Raw genomic sequence first — 18,678 nt, 5'->3', positions numbered from 1 at the left:
GCGAACAGGGCACAAAGGAGTTCGGGAGGAGAGCGGAATGCTCGAACACGACAGCCTCGTCGCCCCGGGGAGCAGCCACCACGACGGCCCGTTGCACGCCTACGAGCGCTACAGCACGAAAGACCCGGTGGAGGCGCTGGCCCTGTCGGCGGCGATTCTGTCGACGAACCAGCTGGTCGTCAGCGATCAGGACCAGCGGTTCGAGGCCACCTGCCGCGCGGTCCGGGTCCACTCCGCCTGGCTCCTGTACATGAGCTACGGCACCGATGTCGTCGTGGACCGGCTCGGTACTTCGCGCGGTGACTACCTGGCGGTCGTGCTCCCGATCGACGGCCACGTGCAGCTGCGCCACCAGGGCAGCGAGTTCGACCTCGTGGCCGGGGAGACGGCGGGGGTCACCAGCTCGCGCGACGCCATGCACGCGCGGTGGAGCGACCAGGCCTCGGTACTCACGCTGCGCATCGACTCGCACGCGGTCGAGCACGCGCTGGGGAACCTGCTCCTGGAGCCGCCGCCCACGGACCTGCGCTTCCGGTCCGGCCCGGTCACCGGCCCGGCTCGCCTGTCGCTGGCGGGGACCGCCGAACTGCTGGCGGCCAGCTACGACGCGAAGGACCCGGATTCACCCCTGCCGGCCGTGGTCACCCGCCGGCTCGAAGAGCAGATCCTCTTCACGGTGCTGCTGGGCCTGGACCACAACTACCGGGCCCGGCTCCTGGGGGAGCGAGTGCGGCCGGGCCGCCGCAGCGTCCGCGAGGCGATCGACCTGGTTTCGGCCGAGGAACAGGCCACCTGGACGATCCCCGAGCTGGCCCACGCGGTGGGTGTCACGGTCCGGGCGCTCGAGCTGGGCTTCCGGAAGGAACTGGGCAAGACTCCGCGGGAGTTCATTCGTGAGCAGCGGTTGATTCGCGCGCACGAGGAGCTTCAGCGGGCCAATCCCGGAGACGGCACCACCGTCACCGAAGTCTCGTGCCGCTGGGGCTTCTGGCACGCCGGCCGGTTCGCGACCAGTTACAGCGAGCGCTTCGGGGTCCGTCCGGCCACGACGCTGCGGTCCGGTACCGCGGTTCGTTAACCGGCACCTCCGGCTTCGGGCAACGACTCGGCCGGTACCGGCGCGGCCGATAACCTTCCTGGTGAAGGAACACGCAAGTTACCGCGCCCGCTGATTCGTTTTCATCTGTCCTTTCAGGACATCAATTCCATCGTCACTCCGGCGTTCCATTCGCATCGCCGCCGAGGAGATTTGCCATGCCCTTGTTCCATGACCTCATCATCATCGGCTCCGGCCCGGCGGGATACACCGCGGCGGTGTACGCCGCCCGCGCCCAGCTCCGCCCGCTCGTGTTCGAGGGCACCCAGTTCGGTGGCGCGCTGATGACCACGACGGAGGTCGAGAACTTCCCGGGTTTCCCCGAGGGGGTCTCCGGTCCCGCGCTCATGGAGCAGCTCCGCAAGCAGGCGGCGCACTTCGGAGCCGAATTGCGCGCCGAGGACGTCGAGTCCGTCGACCTGACCGGGCCGGTCAAGTCCGTCTCCGCGGGCGGCGTCACCCATCACGCCCGCGCGGTGGTCCTCGCCATGGGGGCGGCGGCGCGCTATCTCGGTGTTCCCGGCGAGCAGGAGCTTCTGGGCCACGGCGTGTCGTCCTGCGCGACCTGTGACGGGTTCTTCTTCCGGGACCAGGACATCGCGGTGATCGGCGGCGGTGACTCCGCGATGGAAGAGGCCACCTTCCTCACCCGATTCGCCCGCTCGGTCACGATCGTGCACCGCAGCGATGAATTCCGGGCCTCGCGCATCATGCTCGAGCGAGCCCGTGCCGACGCGAAGATCCGCTGGCACACCGGGGCCGCGGTCGCCGCCGTCCACGGCGAAAGCGACGGCAAGGTCACGCACCTGACCTTGCGCGACACCAAGACCGGACGGGAATCCGCTCTCGGCGTCACCGGGATGTTCGTCGCGATCGGGCACGATCCGCGCAGCGAGCTGGTCCGCGGCGTCGTCGCGACCGACCCGGACGGCTACGTGACCGTCGGATCCCCGTCCACCCGCACCACCGCCGACGGCGTGTTCGCTTGCGGTGACCTGGTCGACCGCAGCTACCGCCAGGCGATCACCGCTGCCGGTTCCGGCTGCTCGGCGGCGATCGACGCCGAGCGCTGGCTGGCCGCCGCACCGGCCGGCTGACCGCCGCTCCGGGACAGCCCACGCACAGAGCCTCCGAGCACACGGCGGTCTTCGACGGCCGCAGAAGGGAATTCGCATGTCAGAGAGCCTCGAAACCAAGATCCGGCGATCCGGCGGGCCGGTGCCGATGCTGAGGCACACCCCGGGCGGAGCACACCCGTTCCCGATCAAGAGCGAGTATTCGAACTGGCGCGACGAACAGGCGTCGTGGAAAGAAACCGCGGTCCTGTTCGACCAGTCCCACCACATGCTCGACGTCACGTTCACCGGCCCGGACGCACACCGGCTGATGAGCGACTTCGGCGTCAACAGCTTCGCCACGTTCGGCACCGACCGGGCCAAGCAGTACGTCGCCGTTCGCGAGGACGGCTACTTCGTGGGCGACGCGATCCTCTTCGGCATGGCGGACGACAAGGTCAGCCTGGTCGGGGGAGCGTCGGTGCACGACTGGATCACCTTCCAGGCCGAAACGGGCGGCTACCGGGTCGAGGTGACCCGGGACGAGAGCACACCGCTGAACCAGGGCCGGCGGCTCCTGTACCGCTACCAGCTGCAGGGACCGGCGGCGCTGAAGATCGCGGAAAAGGCCCACGGCGGGCCCATCGACCGCATCAAGTTCTTCCGCATGGGCCGGTTCACCGTCGCCGGGCACGTGGTGCGCGCGCTGAACCACACCATGACCGGCACCCCCGGCATGGAGATGACCGGCCTCGAACTGTTCGGGCCACTCGCCGAGGGGCCCGCCGTCCTGGAGGCGCTCCTGCGCGCGGGCGAGGAGTTCGGCCTGCGCGAAGGTGGGGCGATCGCCTACTCCACGACGGCGCTGGAGTCAGGCTGGATCGGCCTGCCCGTCCCGGCGATCTACTCCGGCGAATCCACCCGGGCGTTCCGCGAATGGCTGAGCGCGGACGCGTCGTTCGCCGGGCGGGCCTGCCTCGGCGGCAGCTTCGACTCCGCCGACATCGAGGACTACTACCCCACGCCCTGGGAGCTCGGCTACGGCAACGTCGTCAAGTTCGACCACGACTTCCTCGGCCGGTCGGCACTCGAGCGGATGGCCGGCCGGCCGCACCGGCGCAAGGTCTGGCTGCGCTGGCACGACGAAGACGTCACCCGGCTGCTGGCCGGCGGACTCTTCGGCGGCAAGGCACGGACGAAGTACCTGCAAGTGCCGTACGCCGTCTACGCGACCTTCCAGTACGACACCGTCCGCGCAGGCGATCGCGTCGTCGGCATCTCCAACCGGACCGGCTACACCGTCAACGTCGGTGGCTGGTCGTCGCTGGCCATGATCGACGAAGCGGACGCGGTCGACGGTGCCGAGGTCACCGTCGTGTGGGGCGAACCGGACGGCGGCTCGGCCAAGCCCGACGTCGAAAACCACGTGCAGACCGAGATCCGCGCGACCGTCAGCACCACTCCGCTCGCGTGATCGCCTCCTGGGAGCGCCCATGTCCTTGACCTCCGTACCCAGTCCCGCGCGAGCGCGGGCGGACGACGCGGCGCATCTCGTGCTGACGCTGTCCTGCCCCGACCGCGCGGGCATCATCCAGACCGTCTCGACCTTCGTGTTCGACCATGGCGGCAACGTCGTGGAAAGCCAGCAGTACGGCGATCGGCGCACAGGCCGCTTCTTCATGCGCGTGCAGTTCGAGGCCGCCGGCGACGCGTTGCCCGACCCGGAAGTCCTGCGCGGGGATTTCGGCCGCATCGCCGACTCCTTCGGCATGGCCTGGCGCCTCACCGATGCGCGCGCCCGCCAGCGCGTGCTGATCATGGTCAGCAAGTTCGGGCACTGCCTCAACGACCTGCTGTACCGGGCGAGCACCGGAGCGCTCGGCATCGACGTCGTCGCGGTCGTGTCCAACCATCCCGACCTGAGGCCGCTCGCCGAGCACAACGACGTGCCCTTCCACCACATCCCGGTCACGGCCGAGACCAAGCCGGCCGCCGAACGCAGGCTGCTGGAGCTCGTCGAGGACCTCGACGTGGATCTGGTCGTGCTGGCCCGCTACATGCAGGTCCTGTCCGAGGACCTGTGCAAGCAGCTCGAGGGCCGGGCGATCAACATCCACCACTCGATGCTGCCCAGCTTCAAGGGAGCCCGGCCCTACCACCAGGCCTACGACCGCGGCGTCAAGCTCGTCGGCGCCACCGCGCACTACGTCACGACCGACCTCGACGAGGGGCCGATCATCGAGCAGGAACTCGCCCGGATCGACCACTCGATGTCGGCCGACGAGGTCTCCGCGCGGGGCCGGGACACCGAATGCCTCGCCCTCGCCCGCGCCGTCCACTGGCACACCACGAACCGCGTGCTGCTCGACGAACACCGCACCGTCGTCTTCACCTGAACCCCCCGTTCCCGGGGCACCCCATGACAAGGAGGAACACCGTGCCCAGCGACGCCGTCGGCACGCTCGCCCGATCCACCGACATCGAAGTCATCCCCATGCGGGGAGCCGTCGAGAAAATGCTCGCCACTCCCGCGGGCACCACGTTCACCATCACCTGCTCGCCGAAGCTCGGCCTCGAGCGGACGATCGAAACCGCCGAGACGGTCGCCGGCCTCGGCTACCGGGCCGTCCCGCACCTCGCTGCCCGCCAGGTCGAGAGCGAGGCCGCGCTGCACGAGCTGGTCGGCAGGCTGGGGCAGGCCGGGGTCCGGGACCTGTTCGTCATCGGCGGGGACGTCGAGGACCCGGCCGGGCCCTATTCGTGCGCCGCCGACCTGCTCGAGGCACTGGCGGCCATCGAGCACCCGATCACCCGGATCGGCGTCGGCTGCTATCCCGAAGGCCACCCGTCGATCGGCGAAGAGGTGCTGGACGCGGACCTGCACCGCAAGCAGCGCCACGCCGGCTACATGGTGAGCCAGCTGTGTTTCGACGCTCCCGCGCTCCTGCGCTGGCTGACGCGAAGGCGGGCCGACGGCCTCACCCTGCCACTACGCGTCGGCGTCGCGGGGCCGGTCCAGATCCGCAAGCTGATCGAGCTCTCGATGCGGATCGGCGTCGGCTCGTCGGTCCGGTACCTGACCAAACAGCACGGCATGGTCAAGAACCTGGTGCGCGGCAATGCCTACCGGCCGGAGCAGCTGCTGTCCCGGCTCGGCGACGAGGCACAGCACCAGGCGCTCGGCATCGAGGGGCTGCACCTGTTCAGCTTCAACCAGATCGACCTCGCCGCCGACTGGCAGCGCCACGCCACCACTCCGTCGGACCAAGCCGGCCTGGCCTGAGCTGTTACCCGGCAAGGAGAATCCGCCATGGCACGGTCTGGAGGGGATTTCCCGCCCTCGGCCGGGAACCGCGGTGCCGAGCCGGTACCGCGGCCGGTGACCGGACTGCCCATCCGCAATCGCTGCCTGGTCATGGGTGTCCTCAACGTGACCCCCGATTCCTTCTCCGACGGCGGCCGGTACCTCGTCCCCGCCCGAGCCGTCGAACACGGGCTCGTGCTCGCCGGCCAAGGCGCGGACGTAGTCGACATCGGCGGCGAGTCGACCCGGCCGGGCGCACGGCCGGTGCCGGTTCGAGAGGAACTGCGCCGCGTGCTCCCGGTGGTCCGCGGACTCGCCGCCCGCGGCGTGCCCGTCAGCATCGACACGATGCGGGCCCGGGTGGCCGAAGCGGCACTCGAAGCCGGCGCGGTCCTCGTCAACGACGTCAGCGGCGGCCTCGGGGATCCGGACATGGCCCGATGCGTCGCCGCGGCGCGAGTGCCTTACGTGCTCACGCACTGGCGGGCGCCCAGCCGGGACATGCACCGGTTCGCCGGCTACGGCGACGTCGTCGCCGACGTGCGCACCGAGCTTCTCCATCGCCTCGACGCACTCGTGGCCGCCGGTGTCGATCCCGACCGCGTGATCCTCGATCCCGGCCTCGGTTTCGCGAAGACGCCCACGCACAACTGGCAGCTTCTGGCCCGGCTCGACGAGCTGCGCGAGCTCGGCCGGCCCCTGCTGATCGGGGCGTCCCGCAAGTCGTTCCTCGGTCGGCTGCTGGCGGACGGCGACGCGGTGCCACCACCCGAGCACCGGGACGGCGCCACCGCCGCCGTCTCGGTCCTCGCCGCTCTCGCCGGTGCTGATTGCCTACGGGTCCACGACGTTCCCGGTACGATCGCCGCGCTCCGGGTGCTCGCCGCGTGGGAAACCGCCGGTGTGTCACCGATGTTCCGCTCCGCGCCCACTCCGCCCCGGCCTGACGAAACGGTCACCGGCCCGATCCCGAGGTGAACACCTGATGCCCTCCGCCCGGCTGCTGCCTGGAAAGCCCGTCGCCGAAGCCGTCCTCGGCGAGGTCCGGACCAGAGTCACCGCCCTTCGTGAGCGGGGCGTCGTGCCGAGCCTGGCCACGATTCTGGTCGGTGACGACGACGCGAGCGCGGGCTACATCCGGATCAAGCAGCGGCAGGCCACGGAGCTCGGCATCCGCTCACCGCACACCCACATCGCGGCGGCCGGAAAGCAGGAGGAGCTGGCGGAAGCGATCCTGGCCTACAACGCGGACCCCGGCGTGCACGGGATCCTGATCCAGTACCCGGTGCCAGGACACTTCGACTACGACGCCGCACTGTCGCTTGTGGACCCGGACAAGGACGTCGACGGGATGCACCCGGTCAACGTGGGGCGGCTCGCGATCGGGCTGCCGGGGCCGCTTCCCTGTACGCCCGCGGGCATCGAGCGGCTCCTTGCCTTTCACGAGGTTCCCGTGGCCGGGCGCGACGTCGTGATCCTGGGGCGGGGTGCCACCCTCGGCCGCCCGCTCGCCCTGCTGCTCGCGCAGAAACGCCCGACGGCGAACGCCGCGGTCACCGTCGTCCACAGTGGTGTGCCCGACTGGGCGAACCACACCAGGCGCGCGGATATCCTCATCGCCGCCGCCGGAGTCCCCGGCATCATCCAGCCGGAGCACGTCAAACCCGGAGCCGTCGTGATCGGTGGCGGCGTGCGGTACGAAGGCCGCCGGCTGCTGCCCGACGTCGATGAACGGTGCGCCGAAGTGGCGAGCGCCATCACGCCGCGAGTCGGCGGCGTCGGACCCACCACTGTGGCCATGTTGTTCCGCAACGTGATCGCCGCCGCCGAGCGGGCCACGACCAGCGGGTAGCGCCTTGTGAGTGTTCAGGACGGTTCTCACCGTCATGAACACTCACGAGCTTTTGGTGTGAAGCCGAATTCCCGTAGCCCGCGGCCGTTCTGGGCGTCGTTCCACGCCACCGCGATGAAGTCCAGCGTGTCCGCGGGAAGGTGCGCCGGGTCGGCCCAGAGGAGTTCGGTGCACTTGTGCGGTTCGCGGATCTCCGGGGTGCCGGCCCACGACCGGGTGTGGAAGAAGAGGTCCACGCGTGGTTCCTGGGAGTTGCGGAACATCGTCCCTCCGGGCTGCAGGTCCTCGGGGTTCAGGACGATGCCGAGCTCCTCGGCGATTTCGCGGACGGCACAGGCGGTCGGGGTCTCGCCGAGGTCGACGTGCCCGGCCGGCAGGCCAAGCCGGCCGTCTCCGTAGCCGCTCCCAGCCCGCCGCATGAGGAGGATTTTCCCTTGCCGGACAAGGAAGACGTGCACGGCGAGCGGGTAGCGGTCGTGTTTGGTGTCGAACGCGTACTGCGGGGCGGCCATGGGTCTCCTCAGCTGGCGGTCGCGGTGGCGAGGGCTTGCGGCTGGACGGACCGTGACCCGTCGACGTAAACGGTAATGCCCTTGCATCCACTCAGTGGTGGCCGCCCGCGGGGACCACGAAGCTGATGGTCTTGCTGTCCAGGATCTTGTGCGTCGGGTCGGCGAGGCCGATCCGGATCTTGTGCGGGCCGGGCGGGAGGGACTGGATGACGAGCGGTTCGCCGCTGGCGTCGGCCCAGTGCCAGGGCGCGTCGTCGACGGTGACGTGGATGTGGCCGATCCGGGGGGAGACGTCCAGGGCAGCCGGGCCGTAGACCGGGACGATCCGCAGGTTCTCCGCCCGGTACCGGACGACGACCAGGCCCATCGCCAGCTGGTCCGGCAACGGCGCGTCGACGACGAGGGCAGGCGGCGGCTTTGACGGCAGCGGTACGACCGGGGCGGGCGGCCAATCCGCGGCCGGCGTGGGCACAGCGGCAGAAGAGGCAGCCGGGGCGCTCGCGGAACAGGCGATCGCCGTCGAGGCGACGACGCCGAGGACAGCGGTGCGGATGAAGTGAACCATGAAGGCGAAGCTAGGCCGACGATGATCGTCTTCGCGCCCGTCGGGCGACGTCGTTGCCGTAGGTCGCCGGGAAGTGCCGTGCGTGCCAGGCCGCCACGCACGGCACAGACTCAGCGGCAGCGGTAACTGGAAGCAACCGCCGGATCACCGCGTCCCGTATAGCGCGAGACCCGCGGATACGCGCACAGATCCCGAGCCTGCTTCCCATCCGTAGTCACAGCCGCCAGCGTCGCCGGCGCCTTGCCGTGCTCAACCCAATCGACCAACGCACCCAGCGGATTCGACGGCACCGCGCCCACTCCGCCGCCGCAATGCTCCACGCCAGGAGCGAGGAAGAGCCGGTAGAAGTCGTTCACCCGCTGGGCGCCGCCCATCGTGCGCTCGACCGCCGTGCGGTAGGCCAGGGTCCCGCGCGGCGGGATGAGCTGGTCGTCCGTGCCGACCCAACTCAACAGCTTGCCGCCAGCCCGCCGGAACGCCGAGAGGTCCGGGTCGGCCGTGCCGATCACGTCGTCGTACTCCCGCACCGACTGGCGGAACACCGCAGCGAACTGGGCGTAAGTGAGCTTCGAGACGTCGAAACCGGGGTCCTTCGCCAGGAACGACTGCACCCACTGGACGGCGACCGGGAAACCAGTCGCGTACGGGCTGTCGCCGGTGCCCGCCAGCCAGCTGGAGTCCGCGCCCTTCGGGAGCCCGTCCCACAGTTTCCGGCCACGCTCGTCGGTCGGGCCGGCCCAGATCTTGCGCATCACCTCGGCGTCCGCTGCCGTGACGGTGATTTCCCGGCCCTCGCAGACGACCTTCGCGCCGATCAGGCCACGCGGGTCGTAGCCGCACTCGTCCGGCCGGTCGACGACGCCGTTCGTGACGCCGTCCTGCGCGTCGCACGCCTTGATCGCGGCCTGCCGGAACGCGGTGAACACGCAGCTGCTCGGGAAGTCGTGCTCGGCGTTCATCACGGTCTGCGGCCAGAGGGTCGCCACCGCGAACTGGGCCCAGTGCACGGCCGGCGCGTCGGCCAGGATCCCGTCGAAGTCGGCCGCGTAGTCCTGCGCCTCGGCATAACCCTGGCGGCCGCCGGTCGAGCAGCCGTTCCAGTACGAGTACGTCACCGGCCGCTGGTAGAACCGCTGTGTGACGTCCTTGCCGATCAGCGCGGCCTCGTGCACCGAGCGGGTGGCGAAGTTCGTCAGCAGCGGCCGGTTGACCTGCCCGGGCGCGGTCAGCGCCCACGAGGTGTCCAGTTCGGACAGCACCCCGGCGTCGGTCGTCACCGCGCTGTAGCCGTCCTTGACCGCCTGGACCAGCGGCGCGCCGAAGTCACCGGCGGCGTACGCACTCCCGCCGACGGCCTGGAGCCGCCCGGTCCACCCGGTCATTGGCAGCGCGACCTCGACCTTGACGTGGTCGCCGGCCCCCGGGTGGGTGAGCGTGACGGTCATCGCGCAATACGCGGGCTCCCCGGTCTTCGCCTCGGCCAGCACCGACTCGATCTTCGCGCCGGCCGGGGCGGAGACGGGGACAGCGGCGCAGGCGGGCCCGGCCGCCGACGCGCCGGGGGCGAGCTGGACGACGGCGGTCACCAGCAGCGCCGCGAGCGGGAGCGCCGTCAGGAGTTTTCGTGGGTGTCTCATCGATTTCCTTTGTGGAGGGTCGCTTTCCCTTGAAGCCAAGCCGCAGGGGTGGAGTCTTCGCGACCGTCGGACGACGTCGCCGCCGTACGTCGTCCGGCCGGTATCGTCGCCGATCATGAAGCTGTACGGGCGGGACGCCGAGCTGAAGGACCTGACCGAGCTCGTCGACGGCCCCGAAGGGCGCGGCGGCGTCCTCATCCGGGGTGAAGCCGGGATCGGGAAGTCGGCCCTCGTCGCCGCGGCCGCCGCGGCCGCCTCGGTCGCGGGCCTGCGGGTGCTGCGGACGACCGGCGCCGAGGCCGAGCAGGATCTCGCCTACGCCGGGCTGCACCAGCTGCTCCACCCCGTCCGCGCGGGTGTGGCCGGGCTGCCCGCGCCGCAGCGGGCCGCCGTCGGGACCGCGCTCGGGCTCGCGGACGGGCCGGAGCCCAGCGCCTACCTGGTCGGGCTCGCCGCGCTGACCCTGCTGACCGACGAGGCCGCCGGGAAACCGGTGCTGGTCGTCGCCGAGGACGTGCACTGGCTGGACCGCGCCAGCGCCGACGTCCTGGCCTTCGTGGCCCGGCGGATCGAGGCCGAGCCGGTTGTCCTGATCGCCACCCTTCGCGACGGTGCTGAATCACCGCTGCTCGACGCCGGTCTGTCGCCGATGCCGCTCGACCGCCTCCGCGGTGACGTCGCCGCGGAACTGCTGGACTCGGTGGCGCCCCGGCTCGACCCGGCGGTCCGGGCCCGGCTGCTCGCCGAGGCCGCGGGTCTCCCGCTCGCCCTGACCGAACTGCCCTCGGCCGTCGCGGACCTCGACGCTCTCGACCCGGTCCTGCCGCTGACCGAGCGGCTGGCCCGCGCGTTCACCGCCCGGGTCGCGGCGCTGCCGGCGGCCACCCGGGCCGTCCTGCTGGTCGCCGCGCTCAACGAGGCCGGCTCGATCGCCGAAAACCTTGCGGCGACGGCGATCCTGCTCGGCACGCCGATCGAGCCCGAGGTGCTGACCCCCGCCGTCGACGCCCGTCTGGTCGAGCTCGGGGCCGGCTGCGTGAGCTTCCGGCACCCGCTGATGCGCTCGGCCATTCCGGCGGCCGCGGCGCTCGGCGAGCGGCGGCGGGCACAGCTCGCGCTGGCCGAGACGCTGCGAGACCAGCCGGACCGGCAGGCCTGGCACCAGGCGAGGGCGACCGCCGGCCCGGACGAAACCGTTGCCACAGCGCTGGAATCGGCCGCCGAGCGGGCCCGGCACCGGGGCGGGGCCGCGGCCGCGATCGCGGCGCTGGAGCAGGCGGCGCGGCTCAGCGAAGACCCGGGCGCACGGGCGGACCGGCTGTTGCGGGCGGCCGGACTGGCGGTCGAGTCCGGCCGCAGGGAGACGGCCGAGCGACTGGTACGCGACGCCCGGGGCGGGCCGCTTTCCGCCCGCCGCAACGCTTTCGCGAGCCAGGTGCTCAGCGGCTTCGAGGACGGTGTCCGCGAGGACCCCGCCCGGATCGGGGAGCTGGCCGCGCTCGCCGCGTCGGTCGCCGACGACGGGCAGGACGGCGCGGCCATGCGGGTCCTGTGGGGCGCCGCGATGCGCTGCTTCTGGGCTGAGCCCGGTCCGGATGCGCGCCGGACGCTGCTCGGCGTGGCCGACCGGCTGCCCGTCCCGGACGACGATCCACGCCTGGTCGCCGTCGCCGCGTACGTCGCGCCCTTCGAACGGGGTGCGGTCGTGCTCGAGCGGCTGCGGGCCTTCGCCCGGGTGGCCGGGGCCGATCCGGAGGTCGACCGATACCTGGCCAGCGCGTCCTTGCAGGTGGGCGCGTTCGACCTGGCCGCGCGCTTCGCGATGGCCGCGGCGCCGGGCCTGCGCGCCCAGGGCCGGCTCGGGCTGCTGCCGCGGGCGCTGGCCGTCCAGGCGTGGAGCCGGGCCCGGCTCGGCGACCTGGCCGGGGCGGCGCCGGCCGCCGCGGAGGCCGTCCGCCTCGCGCGGGAGACGGGCCAGCCGTTCATGGGCGGGCTGGCGCTGGCCGTGCAGGCCGAGATCGCCGCCCTGCGCGGTGAGCCCAAGCAGGCGAACGCGCTGGCCGACGAGGCCGAACGCGCCGGGCTCGCGGCCGGGGCCCGGCCGGTGCTGGCCACCGTCCAGCTCGCGCGCGGGCTGCTGGCGCTGGGCGAGGGCCGGTTCGAGGACGCGTTCGCCGACCTGCGCCGGCTGTTCGATCCCGCCGACCCGGCGTATCAGCTGGCCCTGCGCGCGTACTGCGTCGCGGAGCTGACCGAGGCCGCCGTTCGGGCCGGGGAAGCGGACGCGATGCGGGAAATCCTGGCCGAACTGGAGCCGCTGGCCGCCGCGACGCCGTCACCGGCGCTGCACATCGGGCTGCGGTACGCGCGGGCCGTGCTCGCGCCGGTCGAATCCGCCGAAGACCGGTTCACGGCGGCATTGCGGGCGGACCTGAGCGGCTGGCCGGCCGAACGCGGGCGCGTCCACCTGGCATTCGGCGAATGGCTGCGGCGGCAGCGCCGGGTCGTCGAGTCTCGCGCCCACCTGCGTACGGCCCGGGAGACCTTCGACGCGCTCGGCCTGAACGCCTGGGCCGAGCGCGCCCGGCGGGAGTTGCGCAGCGCCGGCGAATCGAGCCCGAACCGGGGCCCGGACGCGCGGGAGAAGCTGACCCCGCACGAGCTGGGCATCGCGCAGCTGGCCGCCGAAGGGCTGACGAACCGGGAGATCGGGCAGCGGCTCTACCTCTCGCACCGGACCGTCGGCACCCACCTGCACCGGATCTTCCCGAAGCTCGGCGTGACCTCCCGCGCCGAACTGGCCGGTGCGTTGCAGGCCCGCCGGGACTGACTTACACCGGGTGCGTCATCCGACGGGCGCGGGCGGCGGGCCGGGCTCCTTAGCGTCGAGGCCGTCCCACGGTCTTTTCGCACAGGAGCATCAGATGATCAGCAGGAGACGATTCACCCAGGCGTTCGCGGCCGGCGTGGCGGCGACCTCACTGGCCGCCTGCTCGTCGTCGGCTCCCGCGGCCGTCGCGCCGGTTGGTGCCGGGCTGCGCGCGGGCTCGGGCAAGAACACCTCGCTGGGCCCGATCAAGCAGGCCGACGCCGGCGCGGTGTCCATGGCGTACGCCGAGTTCGGCCCGGCAGGCGGGCAGCCGGTGGTGCTGCTGCACGGCTGGCCGTACGACCCGTACAGCTACGCGGATGTCGCGCCGCTGCTTGCCGCCGCGGGCTTCCGGGTGATCGTTCCGTTCCTGCGCGGGTACGGCCCGACGGTCTTCAAGTCGGCGGCCACGGTCCGCAATGGACAGCAGACGGCCGTCGCGCTCGACGTGGTGGCCCTGATGGACACGCTCAAGATCGGCAAGGCGATTCTCGGTGGGTACGACTGGGGTTCAAGGACCGCCGCTGTCATCGCGGCGCTGTGGCCCGAGCGGTGCCAGGCCCTCGTCCCGGTCAGCGGGTACATCGTCACCGACCTCAAGGCGAACCAGCAGCCGCTGGCCCCGGCCGCCGAGCTGGGCTGGTGGTACCAATACTACTTCGCGACCGAACGCGGCCGCGCGGGCTACGCGGCGAACCGTCACGACTTCAACAAGCTGATCTGGAAAACGGCGTCCCCGGCGTGGAACTTCGACGACGCGACGTACGACCGCAGCGCCGCCGCGTTCGACAACCCGGACCACGTCGCCATCGTCATCCACAACTACCGCTGGCGGCTGAGCCTCGCGCCGGGGGAGCCGCACTACGAGGCGTACGAACAGAAACTCGCCGCCGGCGCGACCATCGGCGTCCCGTCGATCACCCTGTCCAGCGACTTCGACGGGGCCGCCAAGGACGGCAAGGCCTACCGCGCCCGCTTCACCGGCAAGTACGAGCACCGGATCCTCGACGGCATCGGGCACAACGTGCCGCAGGAGGCGCCGCAGTCGTTCGCCACGGCGATCATGGATGTCGCGAAGCTCTGAGGTTGTGCGGCAAGCGAGGGGCCGACGGTCAGCCGATCAGCTCGCCTTCGAGCAGGTAGGTGACCCGGACTTTCCGCAGCGATGCGCTTTCCCCCGCCGGCCACGGCTGGAGGGACACGGTTTCCCCGGTTACCTGCGTCGAGTACGCGCGTCCGTTGCTGTGCAGCAGCGCGCGTTGGTAGCCGTAGCGGCGGCGGATCGACAGGGCCGCGCAGGCGGCCGGGGGCGCGTCGGTTTCGGCGGGGGTGCCGTCCGGTTCGAAACACAGCAGGTCGAAGGCCGCGCGGCCGCGGTGGGAGAGCACGGCGAACCCGTCGCCGGATACGCCGGACGACTCGGCGCAGAACATCGCCGCCAGCCGTTTCCAGTCGTCGTGGGGGCAGTCGATGGTGTTGACCACGATGTGGCTGTGGCCTTCGGCGCGGAGTTTGGAAAAGCGCATCACTGCTCCGTGGGGTGCTCAGCTGGTGCGGCGGATCCGCAGTCCACTGTGGAAACCCCGGACCGCCCACTCGGGCTCGGTGAGGTCCGCGACCGGGTACAGGCCTTCGTAGAAGTCCAGGTAGTCGGTGCAGAGCCCGCGCAGCACCGGGGCGATCTCCCCGCCGAGCGCCCCCGCGGCTTCCCGCACGAGGCCGACGGTGTGCATCGAGGTGCCCGACAGGCCGCGCAACAGGTCGAGCATCCCGTTGAGCTTGGTGTGCCGCATGGCCTCCTCGACCTCTTCGGTGACCTGGGCCGCGGGGACCCCCGGCGTCTGCCACAGGATCACCCGCACCGCAACACCCGCGACGAGTTCGCGGGGCGGCACGAGCCGGAGATCGGCGTGCGAGGTTCGGGTGCCCTCCGCGTCGACCTCCAGCGACCACAGCTTTTCCTCGGCTTCATCGCGCGCGCCGACGACGTGGGGACCGCCGCCGCCGAGGTCCCACCACCACGCCAGCACGTGCATGGGCAGCTCGGGATCGGCGGTCCGGCGCATCATCGCGCGGCACTGCCGGGACAGGTGGACGTCGGCCAGATCAAGCCCGACCGGCGCGCCGGTGGCGGCGAAGGTCAGCGGAACCGGCTGCAACGGCCGGGTGACCTCGCGCAGCACCGCGAACGGCTGCACGCTGTCCAGTCCGTACTCGGTCGCGGCCGGGCCGCCGGCGGTGGCGCTGAACCGGTCATAAGCGCCGGAGCTGATGAGGGGCACCGGAATTCCTCCTTGCGTAGCGGGCGAACGCGGTGGCGAGCAGCACTGCGGCCGGCCACGCGAGAGCGAGGCCGGCGAACGGGATCAGCAACGCGTAACCGAGCAGCGCGGCCCCGGCGGCGAGCCGGGCGGCGGTTCTGCCGGTGGTGAGTACGCCTGCGGCTGCGGTGGCGAAGACGGCGAGCGCCATGGCGTTGGGGACGCTCAGCAGGTCTTCGAGACGGACCAGGTGGGCGGTCAGCAGGAGCACTCCGGCTGCGGCGATGGCGGCTGGCACGACCATCCATAGTGGACTTTTGAGATGGGTAAATTGCTGGCCGCCAAGAGTTTTTACCAGCGCGAAGTTGCGGGCGCAGGCTACAGCGCAGACCACTCCGGCCAGCGCGGCGACGGAACGGCCGAGTGCGTCGTGGCCGAACGGGGCGAGCGAGAACGGCAGTCCCGCACTCGCCCCGGTGCTGGTGCTCGCGGCGAACAGGGCCAAGCCGACGTATACCACTCCGACCAGTGCCACACCGCCCAGCAGCCAGCCGATCCGCGCGCCGCGTAGCCGAGCGGCACCCTCCCAGCCGACAAACGCGAACAACACGAGGAACGCCGCCCGCCCCACACCCGCGACCGAATCCGGACCCGCCGCGACCCCACCACTGGCGGCCGCGATCCCTGCCACCACCACGATCACGGCGAACATCGCATATGAGGTCCATGCCGGACCCCGCCACTCGGCAGCACCGGCTACGGCGGCGGGCACCAGCACGACGAGCGCGAACACCGGCCAGGAGCCGGGCGCGCCGACAGCGGTGGCCAGGAAACCGCCCGCCAGCGACGCGACCACAGCCTGCCCCACACTCACGCCGAGCAGGTAGTAGCGCGGCACCGCCCGCCGGGCCACGTCGAGCAGGCCGGAGTCAGCCTGCTCGGCCGAGTCCTGTCGAACATGGCCGACCGATCCGCTGCTGGCCTGCTCGGCCGAGTCCTGCCGCGCAGCGGCGAGCGGTACGGAGCCAGCCCGCTCGCCAGAGCTCTGCCGGGCACGAGCGAGACCGCCAGCCCGCTCGCCCGAGTCCTCCCGAGCGCCAAGCGCGACCACCAACAGCCCGCCGACAACGACATGAAACCCCCACGCCCCAACCGAAACCCAGCCGTCGCGCGCCACGGCGAGCCACGGCAGGAACAGGGCACCGACCCCGACCACGCCGGCGGCCAGGGCCAGCGACGCGGCGGCGCCGCGGGGCGTGGGCTCAGCCACCGACGTCGGACCGGGCAGCGAAGATCTTCTGGTACCCCGTCCCGACGCGCTGACCGGCTGCCAGCACCGCCACGCCGTCCGACGGCCAGGCCGGGAGTTCGTCCAGTCCGATGGTGGGCAGGGCGAAGAGCCCGGCCACTCGCCGGGACCAGTCCGGCAGCAGGGGCGCGGCCACGGCGGCGAGCGTGGCCAGCAGTTCGGCGTGACCGGCGAGCACCACGGAAAGCTCGGGCGCGGCAGTCCGGAGATCCTCAGCAGCCCAGGCCACCGTTTCGGCGATGGCGGACGCCGCCGAGCGGGGCAGGAACACGTCGGGTTCCAGTGCTGCGGCCACTTTCTCCGTGAGGGCGGCCGCACGGGCCCGGGGTTCGGGCGCGCGCGAAGCGGGCACGGTCGAGTCGCATTCGGCGGCCAGGCCGGCGAGCACCGCGCCGGTCCAGCCGTCGAGTTGGGAGCCGAGCACCGTGTGCAGGGTGTGGTCGAACTCGGTGCGGCGGAAGTCGGTCCGCTCGGTTTCCGGGTTGGTCAGCGCGAGGTGGAACCGCGCCGCGTCGGCCGGCACTTCGCGCAGAAAGTCCGAGGCCCAGATGGCCCAGCCACGGCTGGTGGAGAACTTACCGCCTTCGAGTGCGTAGAACTCGTTCGAGATCACGTGCTCCGGCAGCACCGGCCGGCCCAGCGCCAGCAGCAGCGCGGGCCACAGCGCCGCGTGGGAGAACGAGCAGTCGAACCCGATGAAATGCACCAGCGTGGTGTCCGGGTCGGTCCACAGCTCCTCGGCGAGTTCGGGCGTGCCGAGCGCGGCCGCGTACGCCTCAGTCGCCGCCATGTAACCGAAAATCCCGCTGAACCAGGTGTCGAGGATGTGCCCCTCCCAGCCGGGCAGCGGCACCTCGATGCCGTACGAGTCGATGCGGCTGATCGGGACGTCCGGGAGCCCGGCCGCGACCAGCTTCTCGCAGTAGTCCAGCACCCGGCGGCGCCACGGCCGTTCGTCGTACAGCGCCGAAAGCTGACCGGCCCAGCGGGCGAGCGGGAACACCAGCCGCCGGGACAGCCGGGTGGTCGCCAGGGTGCCGCAGGTGGTGCACTTCGCCTCGTGCAGCCCCTCGACATCTTGCGGCAGCCCGCATTCCTCGCAATACGTGCCGTCGGACGGCGATTCGCAGAACCGGCACAGGCCGCGCAGCTGGGCCTCGTAGCGGTAGGCGCCGCAGGGCTCGCAGTACGCCGTGGGCAGCTCCTGTTCCTCGATCATGCCAGCGGCCCAGAGCTTGCCGAACTCGCGCCGCACGACCTCGTTGTGCACGGGCTCGCGGTGCGGGTGCTCGTAGTAGTCGGGGAGCATGCCCGCCAGCGCGAGCGACTGCTCGATCCGGCGGGTGTACCGCAGCGCCGTTTCGTGCGCCGGGTAGCCGATTTCCGCGCCGCGGCGCGGGATGTAGCACGAGTGGTCGTCGGTGTAGCTGACGTAGCTGACCGAGGCGCCGCGGGCGATCAGGTACCGCCGCAGCACGTCCGCGCCGAAGAACGGCCCGGACAGGTGCCCGAGGTGCAGGTCGCCGTTGGGGTTCGGGGGTGCGCAGGTGATCAGCACCCGGCCGGTCCTCGTGGTCACTTCCGTGCCTCCTCGTGCGCGTCGATCTCGTCGGCGGAGTACCAGGTTTCCTCGGCCGGGACCTTTTCGTCCCCGGCCACGGCCTCGCGGCGGACCACATGTCCGGGCGCCACCCGCGACTGTTCCGGCAGCGACCGCAGGACCACGGCGTGCGCGCCGACGATGCTGCCCGAGCCGACCACCACCGGGCCCAGGATCGTGGCGGCGGTGCCGAGCACCACGCCGTCGCCGAGCGTCGGGTGGCGTTTGGCGCCCTTGGTCCGGGCGAAGTCCCGCCACCAGCCCACCGAGCCGAGGGTGACCAGGTGGTAGAGCATCACGTCGTCGCCGATCTCTGCCGTTTCCCCGATCACCACCCCGGCGCCGTGGTCGATGAAGAACCGGCGGCCGATTCGGGCGCCGGGATGGATGTCGATGCCCGAGACGGCCCTGGCGAACAACGCGATCGCCCGCGCCGGCGCGAACCGCCGCCGCCGGTAGAGCCGGTACGCGAGCCGGTGCAGCCACAGCGCGTGCAGGTGCGGGTACAGCAGCACCTCCCAGGTCGAGGTCACGGCCGGGTCCTTCGCCCGGACCACCTCGATGTCTTCGCGGGCTCGCGCCAGCGCTGCCCGGCCGGGGAATCTCTTCACCGCGGCC

At 71.7% G+C, this 18,678-nt stretch carries 17 protein-coding genes; 9 read left to right on the top strand and 8 right to left on the bottom strand.

Going from position 1 to position 18,678, the window contains the following annotated elements; all coding sequences use genetic code 11:
* Positions 1-37: 37 nt before the first annotated feature.
* From OG371_RS01050 to OG371_RS01020, 7 genes are all read left to right on the top strand, one after another.
* Positions 38-1,078: an AraC family transcriptional regulator gene (locus tag OG371_RS01050; RefSeq protein ID WP_329064574.1), complete on the top strand. Its 1,041-nt coding sequence runs from the start codon at positions 38-40 to the stop codon at positions 1,076-1,078.
* A 176-nt stretch (positions 1,079-1,254) separates the two neighbouring features.
* Positions 1,255-2,193 (top strand): thioredoxin-disulfide reductase, encoded by a 939-nt coding sequence (gene trxB / locus OG371_RS01045; protein ID WP_329064571.1) that lies wholly within the window; start codon positions 1,255-1,257, stop codon positions 2,191-2,193.
* A 76-nt stretch (positions 2,194-2,269) separates the two neighbouring features.
* Positions 2,270-3,625: an aminomethyl transferase family protein gene (locus OG371_RS01040; RefSeq protein ID WP_329064569.1), complete on the top strand. Its 1,356-nt coding sequence runs from the start codon at positions 2,270-2,272 to the stop codon at positions 3,623-3,625.
* A gap of 19 nt (positions 3,626-3,644) precedes the next feature.
* On the top strand, positions 3,645-4,547 hold the full coding sequence (gene purU, locus OG371_RS01035) for a formyltetrahydrofolate deformylase (protein WP_329064566.1): 903 nt from the start codon (positions 3,645-3,647) through the stop codon (positions 4,545-4,547).
* A 41-nt stretch (positions 4,548-4,588) separates the two neighbouring features.
* Positions 4,589-5,434: a methylenetetrahydrofolate reductase gene (locus OG371_RS01030; RefSeq protein ID WP_329064564.1), complete on the top strand. Its 846-nt coding sequence runs from the start codon at positions 4,589-4,591 to the stop codon at positions 5,432-5,434.
* A gap of 132 nt (positions 5,435-5,566) precedes the next feature.
* Positions 5,567-6,433 carry a dihydropteroate synthase gene (gene folP, locus OG371_RS01025; protein ID WP_329072861.1) on the top strand — a complete coding sequence of 289 codons (867 nt, stop codon included), beginning with the start codon at positions 5,567-5,569 and terminating at the stop codon, positions 6,431-6,433.
* A gap of 7 nt (positions 6,434-6,440) precedes the next feature.
* Positions 6,441-7,307 (top strand): bifunctional 5,10-methylenetetrahydrofolate dehydrogenase/5,10-methenyltetrahydrofolate cyclohydrolase, encoded by an 867-nt coding sequence (locus tag OG371_RS01020; RefSeq protein ID WP_329064562.1) that lies wholly within the window; start codon positions 6,441-6,443, stop codon positions 7,305-7,307.
* Positions 7,308-7,339: 32 nt separating this feature from the next.
* On the opposite strand, the gene OG371_RS01015 is transcribed toward OG371_RS01020, so the two are convergent.
* From OG371_RS01015 to OG371_RS01005, 3 genes are all read right to left on the bottom strand, one after another.
* The gene (locus OG371_RS01015; RefSeq protein WP_329064560.1) at positions 7,340-7,819 is read right to left on the bottom strand and encodes an NUDIX hydrolase; all 480 of its coding nucleotides are present in this window, start codon (positions 7,817-7,819) and stop codon (positions 7,340-7,342) included.
* Between the two features lie 91 nt (positions 7,820-7,910).
* Positions 7,911-8,384, bottom strand: a complete 474-nt coding sequence (locus tag OG371_RS01010; RefSeq protein WP_329064558.1) for a DUF6130 family protein — start codon at positions 8,382-8,384, stop codon at positions 7,911-7,913.
* A 110-nt stretch (positions 8,385-8,494) separates the two neighbouring features.
* Positions 8,495-10,021, bottom strand: coding sequence for a tannase/feruloyl esterase family alpha/beta hydrolase (locus tag OG371_RS01005; RefSeq protein WP_329064555.1), 1,527 nt, complete (start codon positions 10,019-10,021; stop codon positions 8,495-8,497).
* A 115-nt stretch (positions 10,022-10,136) separates the two neighbouring features.
* Between OG371_RS01005 and OG371_RS01000 the strand changes: the two genes are divergently transcribed.
* Both OG371_RS01000 and OG371_RS00995 read left to right on the top strand, forming a co-directional pair.
* Complete coding sequence (locus tag OG371_RS01000) at positions 10,137-12,851, top strand: helix-turn-helix transcriptional regulator (protein WP_329064553.1); 2,715 nt, start codon at positions 10,137-10,139, stop codon at positions 12,849-12,851.
* A gap of 94 nt (positions 12,852-12,945) precedes the next feature.
* Entirely contained in the window at positions 12,946-13,974 is a 1,029-nt protein-coding gene (locus OG371_RS00995) for an alpha/beta fold hydrolase (RefSeq protein ID WP_329064551.1), read from the top strand.
* Between the two features lie 28 nt (positions 13,975-14,002).
* Here the strand turns inward: OG371_RS00995 and OG371_RS00990 are convergent, their stop codons facing one another.
* Genes OG371_RS00990 through epsC form a run of 5 tightly spaced genes read right to left on the bottom strand, consistent with a single transcriptional unit; the run spans position 14,003 to position 18,671 of the window.
* Positions 14,003-14,416 carry a hypothetical protein gene (locus OG371_RS00990; protein ID WP_329064549.1) on the bottom strand — a complete coding sequence of 138 codons (414 nt, stop codon included), beginning with the start codon at positions 14,414-14,416 and terminating at the stop codon, positions 14,003-14,005.
* An 18-nt stretch (positions 14,417-14,434) separates the two neighbouring features.
* Entirely contained in the window at positions 14,435-15,172 is a 738-nt protein-coding gene (locus OG371_RS00985) for a hypothetical protein (RefSeq protein WP_329064546.1), read from the bottom strand.
* Positions 15,144-16,421, bottom strand: coding sequence for a hypothetical protein (locus OG371_RS00980; RefSeq protein WP_329064543.1), 1,278 nt, complete (start codon positions 16,419-16,421; stop codon positions 15,144-15,146). Before OG371_RS00980 ends, OG371_RS00985 begins: the two co-directional genes overlap by 29 nt.
* Positions 16,414-18,039 (bottom strand): class I tRNA ligase family protein, encoded by a 1,626-nt coding sequence (locus tag OG371_RS00975; RefSeq protein WP_329064541.1) that lies wholly within the window; start codon positions 18,037-18,039, stop codon positions 16,414-16,416. Before OG371_RS00975 ends, OG371_RS00980 begins: the two co-directional genes overlap by 8 nt.
* Complete coding sequence (epsC, locus tag OG371_RS00970) at positions 18,036-18,671, bottom strand: serine O-acetyltransferase EpsC (RefSeq protein WP_329064539.1); 636 nt, start codon at positions 18,669-18,671, stop codon at positions 18,036-18,038. Before epsC ends, OG371_RS00975 begins: the two co-directional genes overlap by 4 nt.
* Between the last annotated feature and the right edge of the window lie 7 nt (positions 18,672-18,678).

Origin of the sequence: Amycolatopsis sp. NBC_01480 (genome assembly GCF_036227205.1) — a bacterium.
Classification (GTDB): Bacteria; Actinomycetota; Actinomycetes; order Mycobacteriales; family Pseudonocardiaceae; genus Amycolatopsis.
This window is presented reverse-complemented; position numbering and strand designations above follow the sequence as displayed.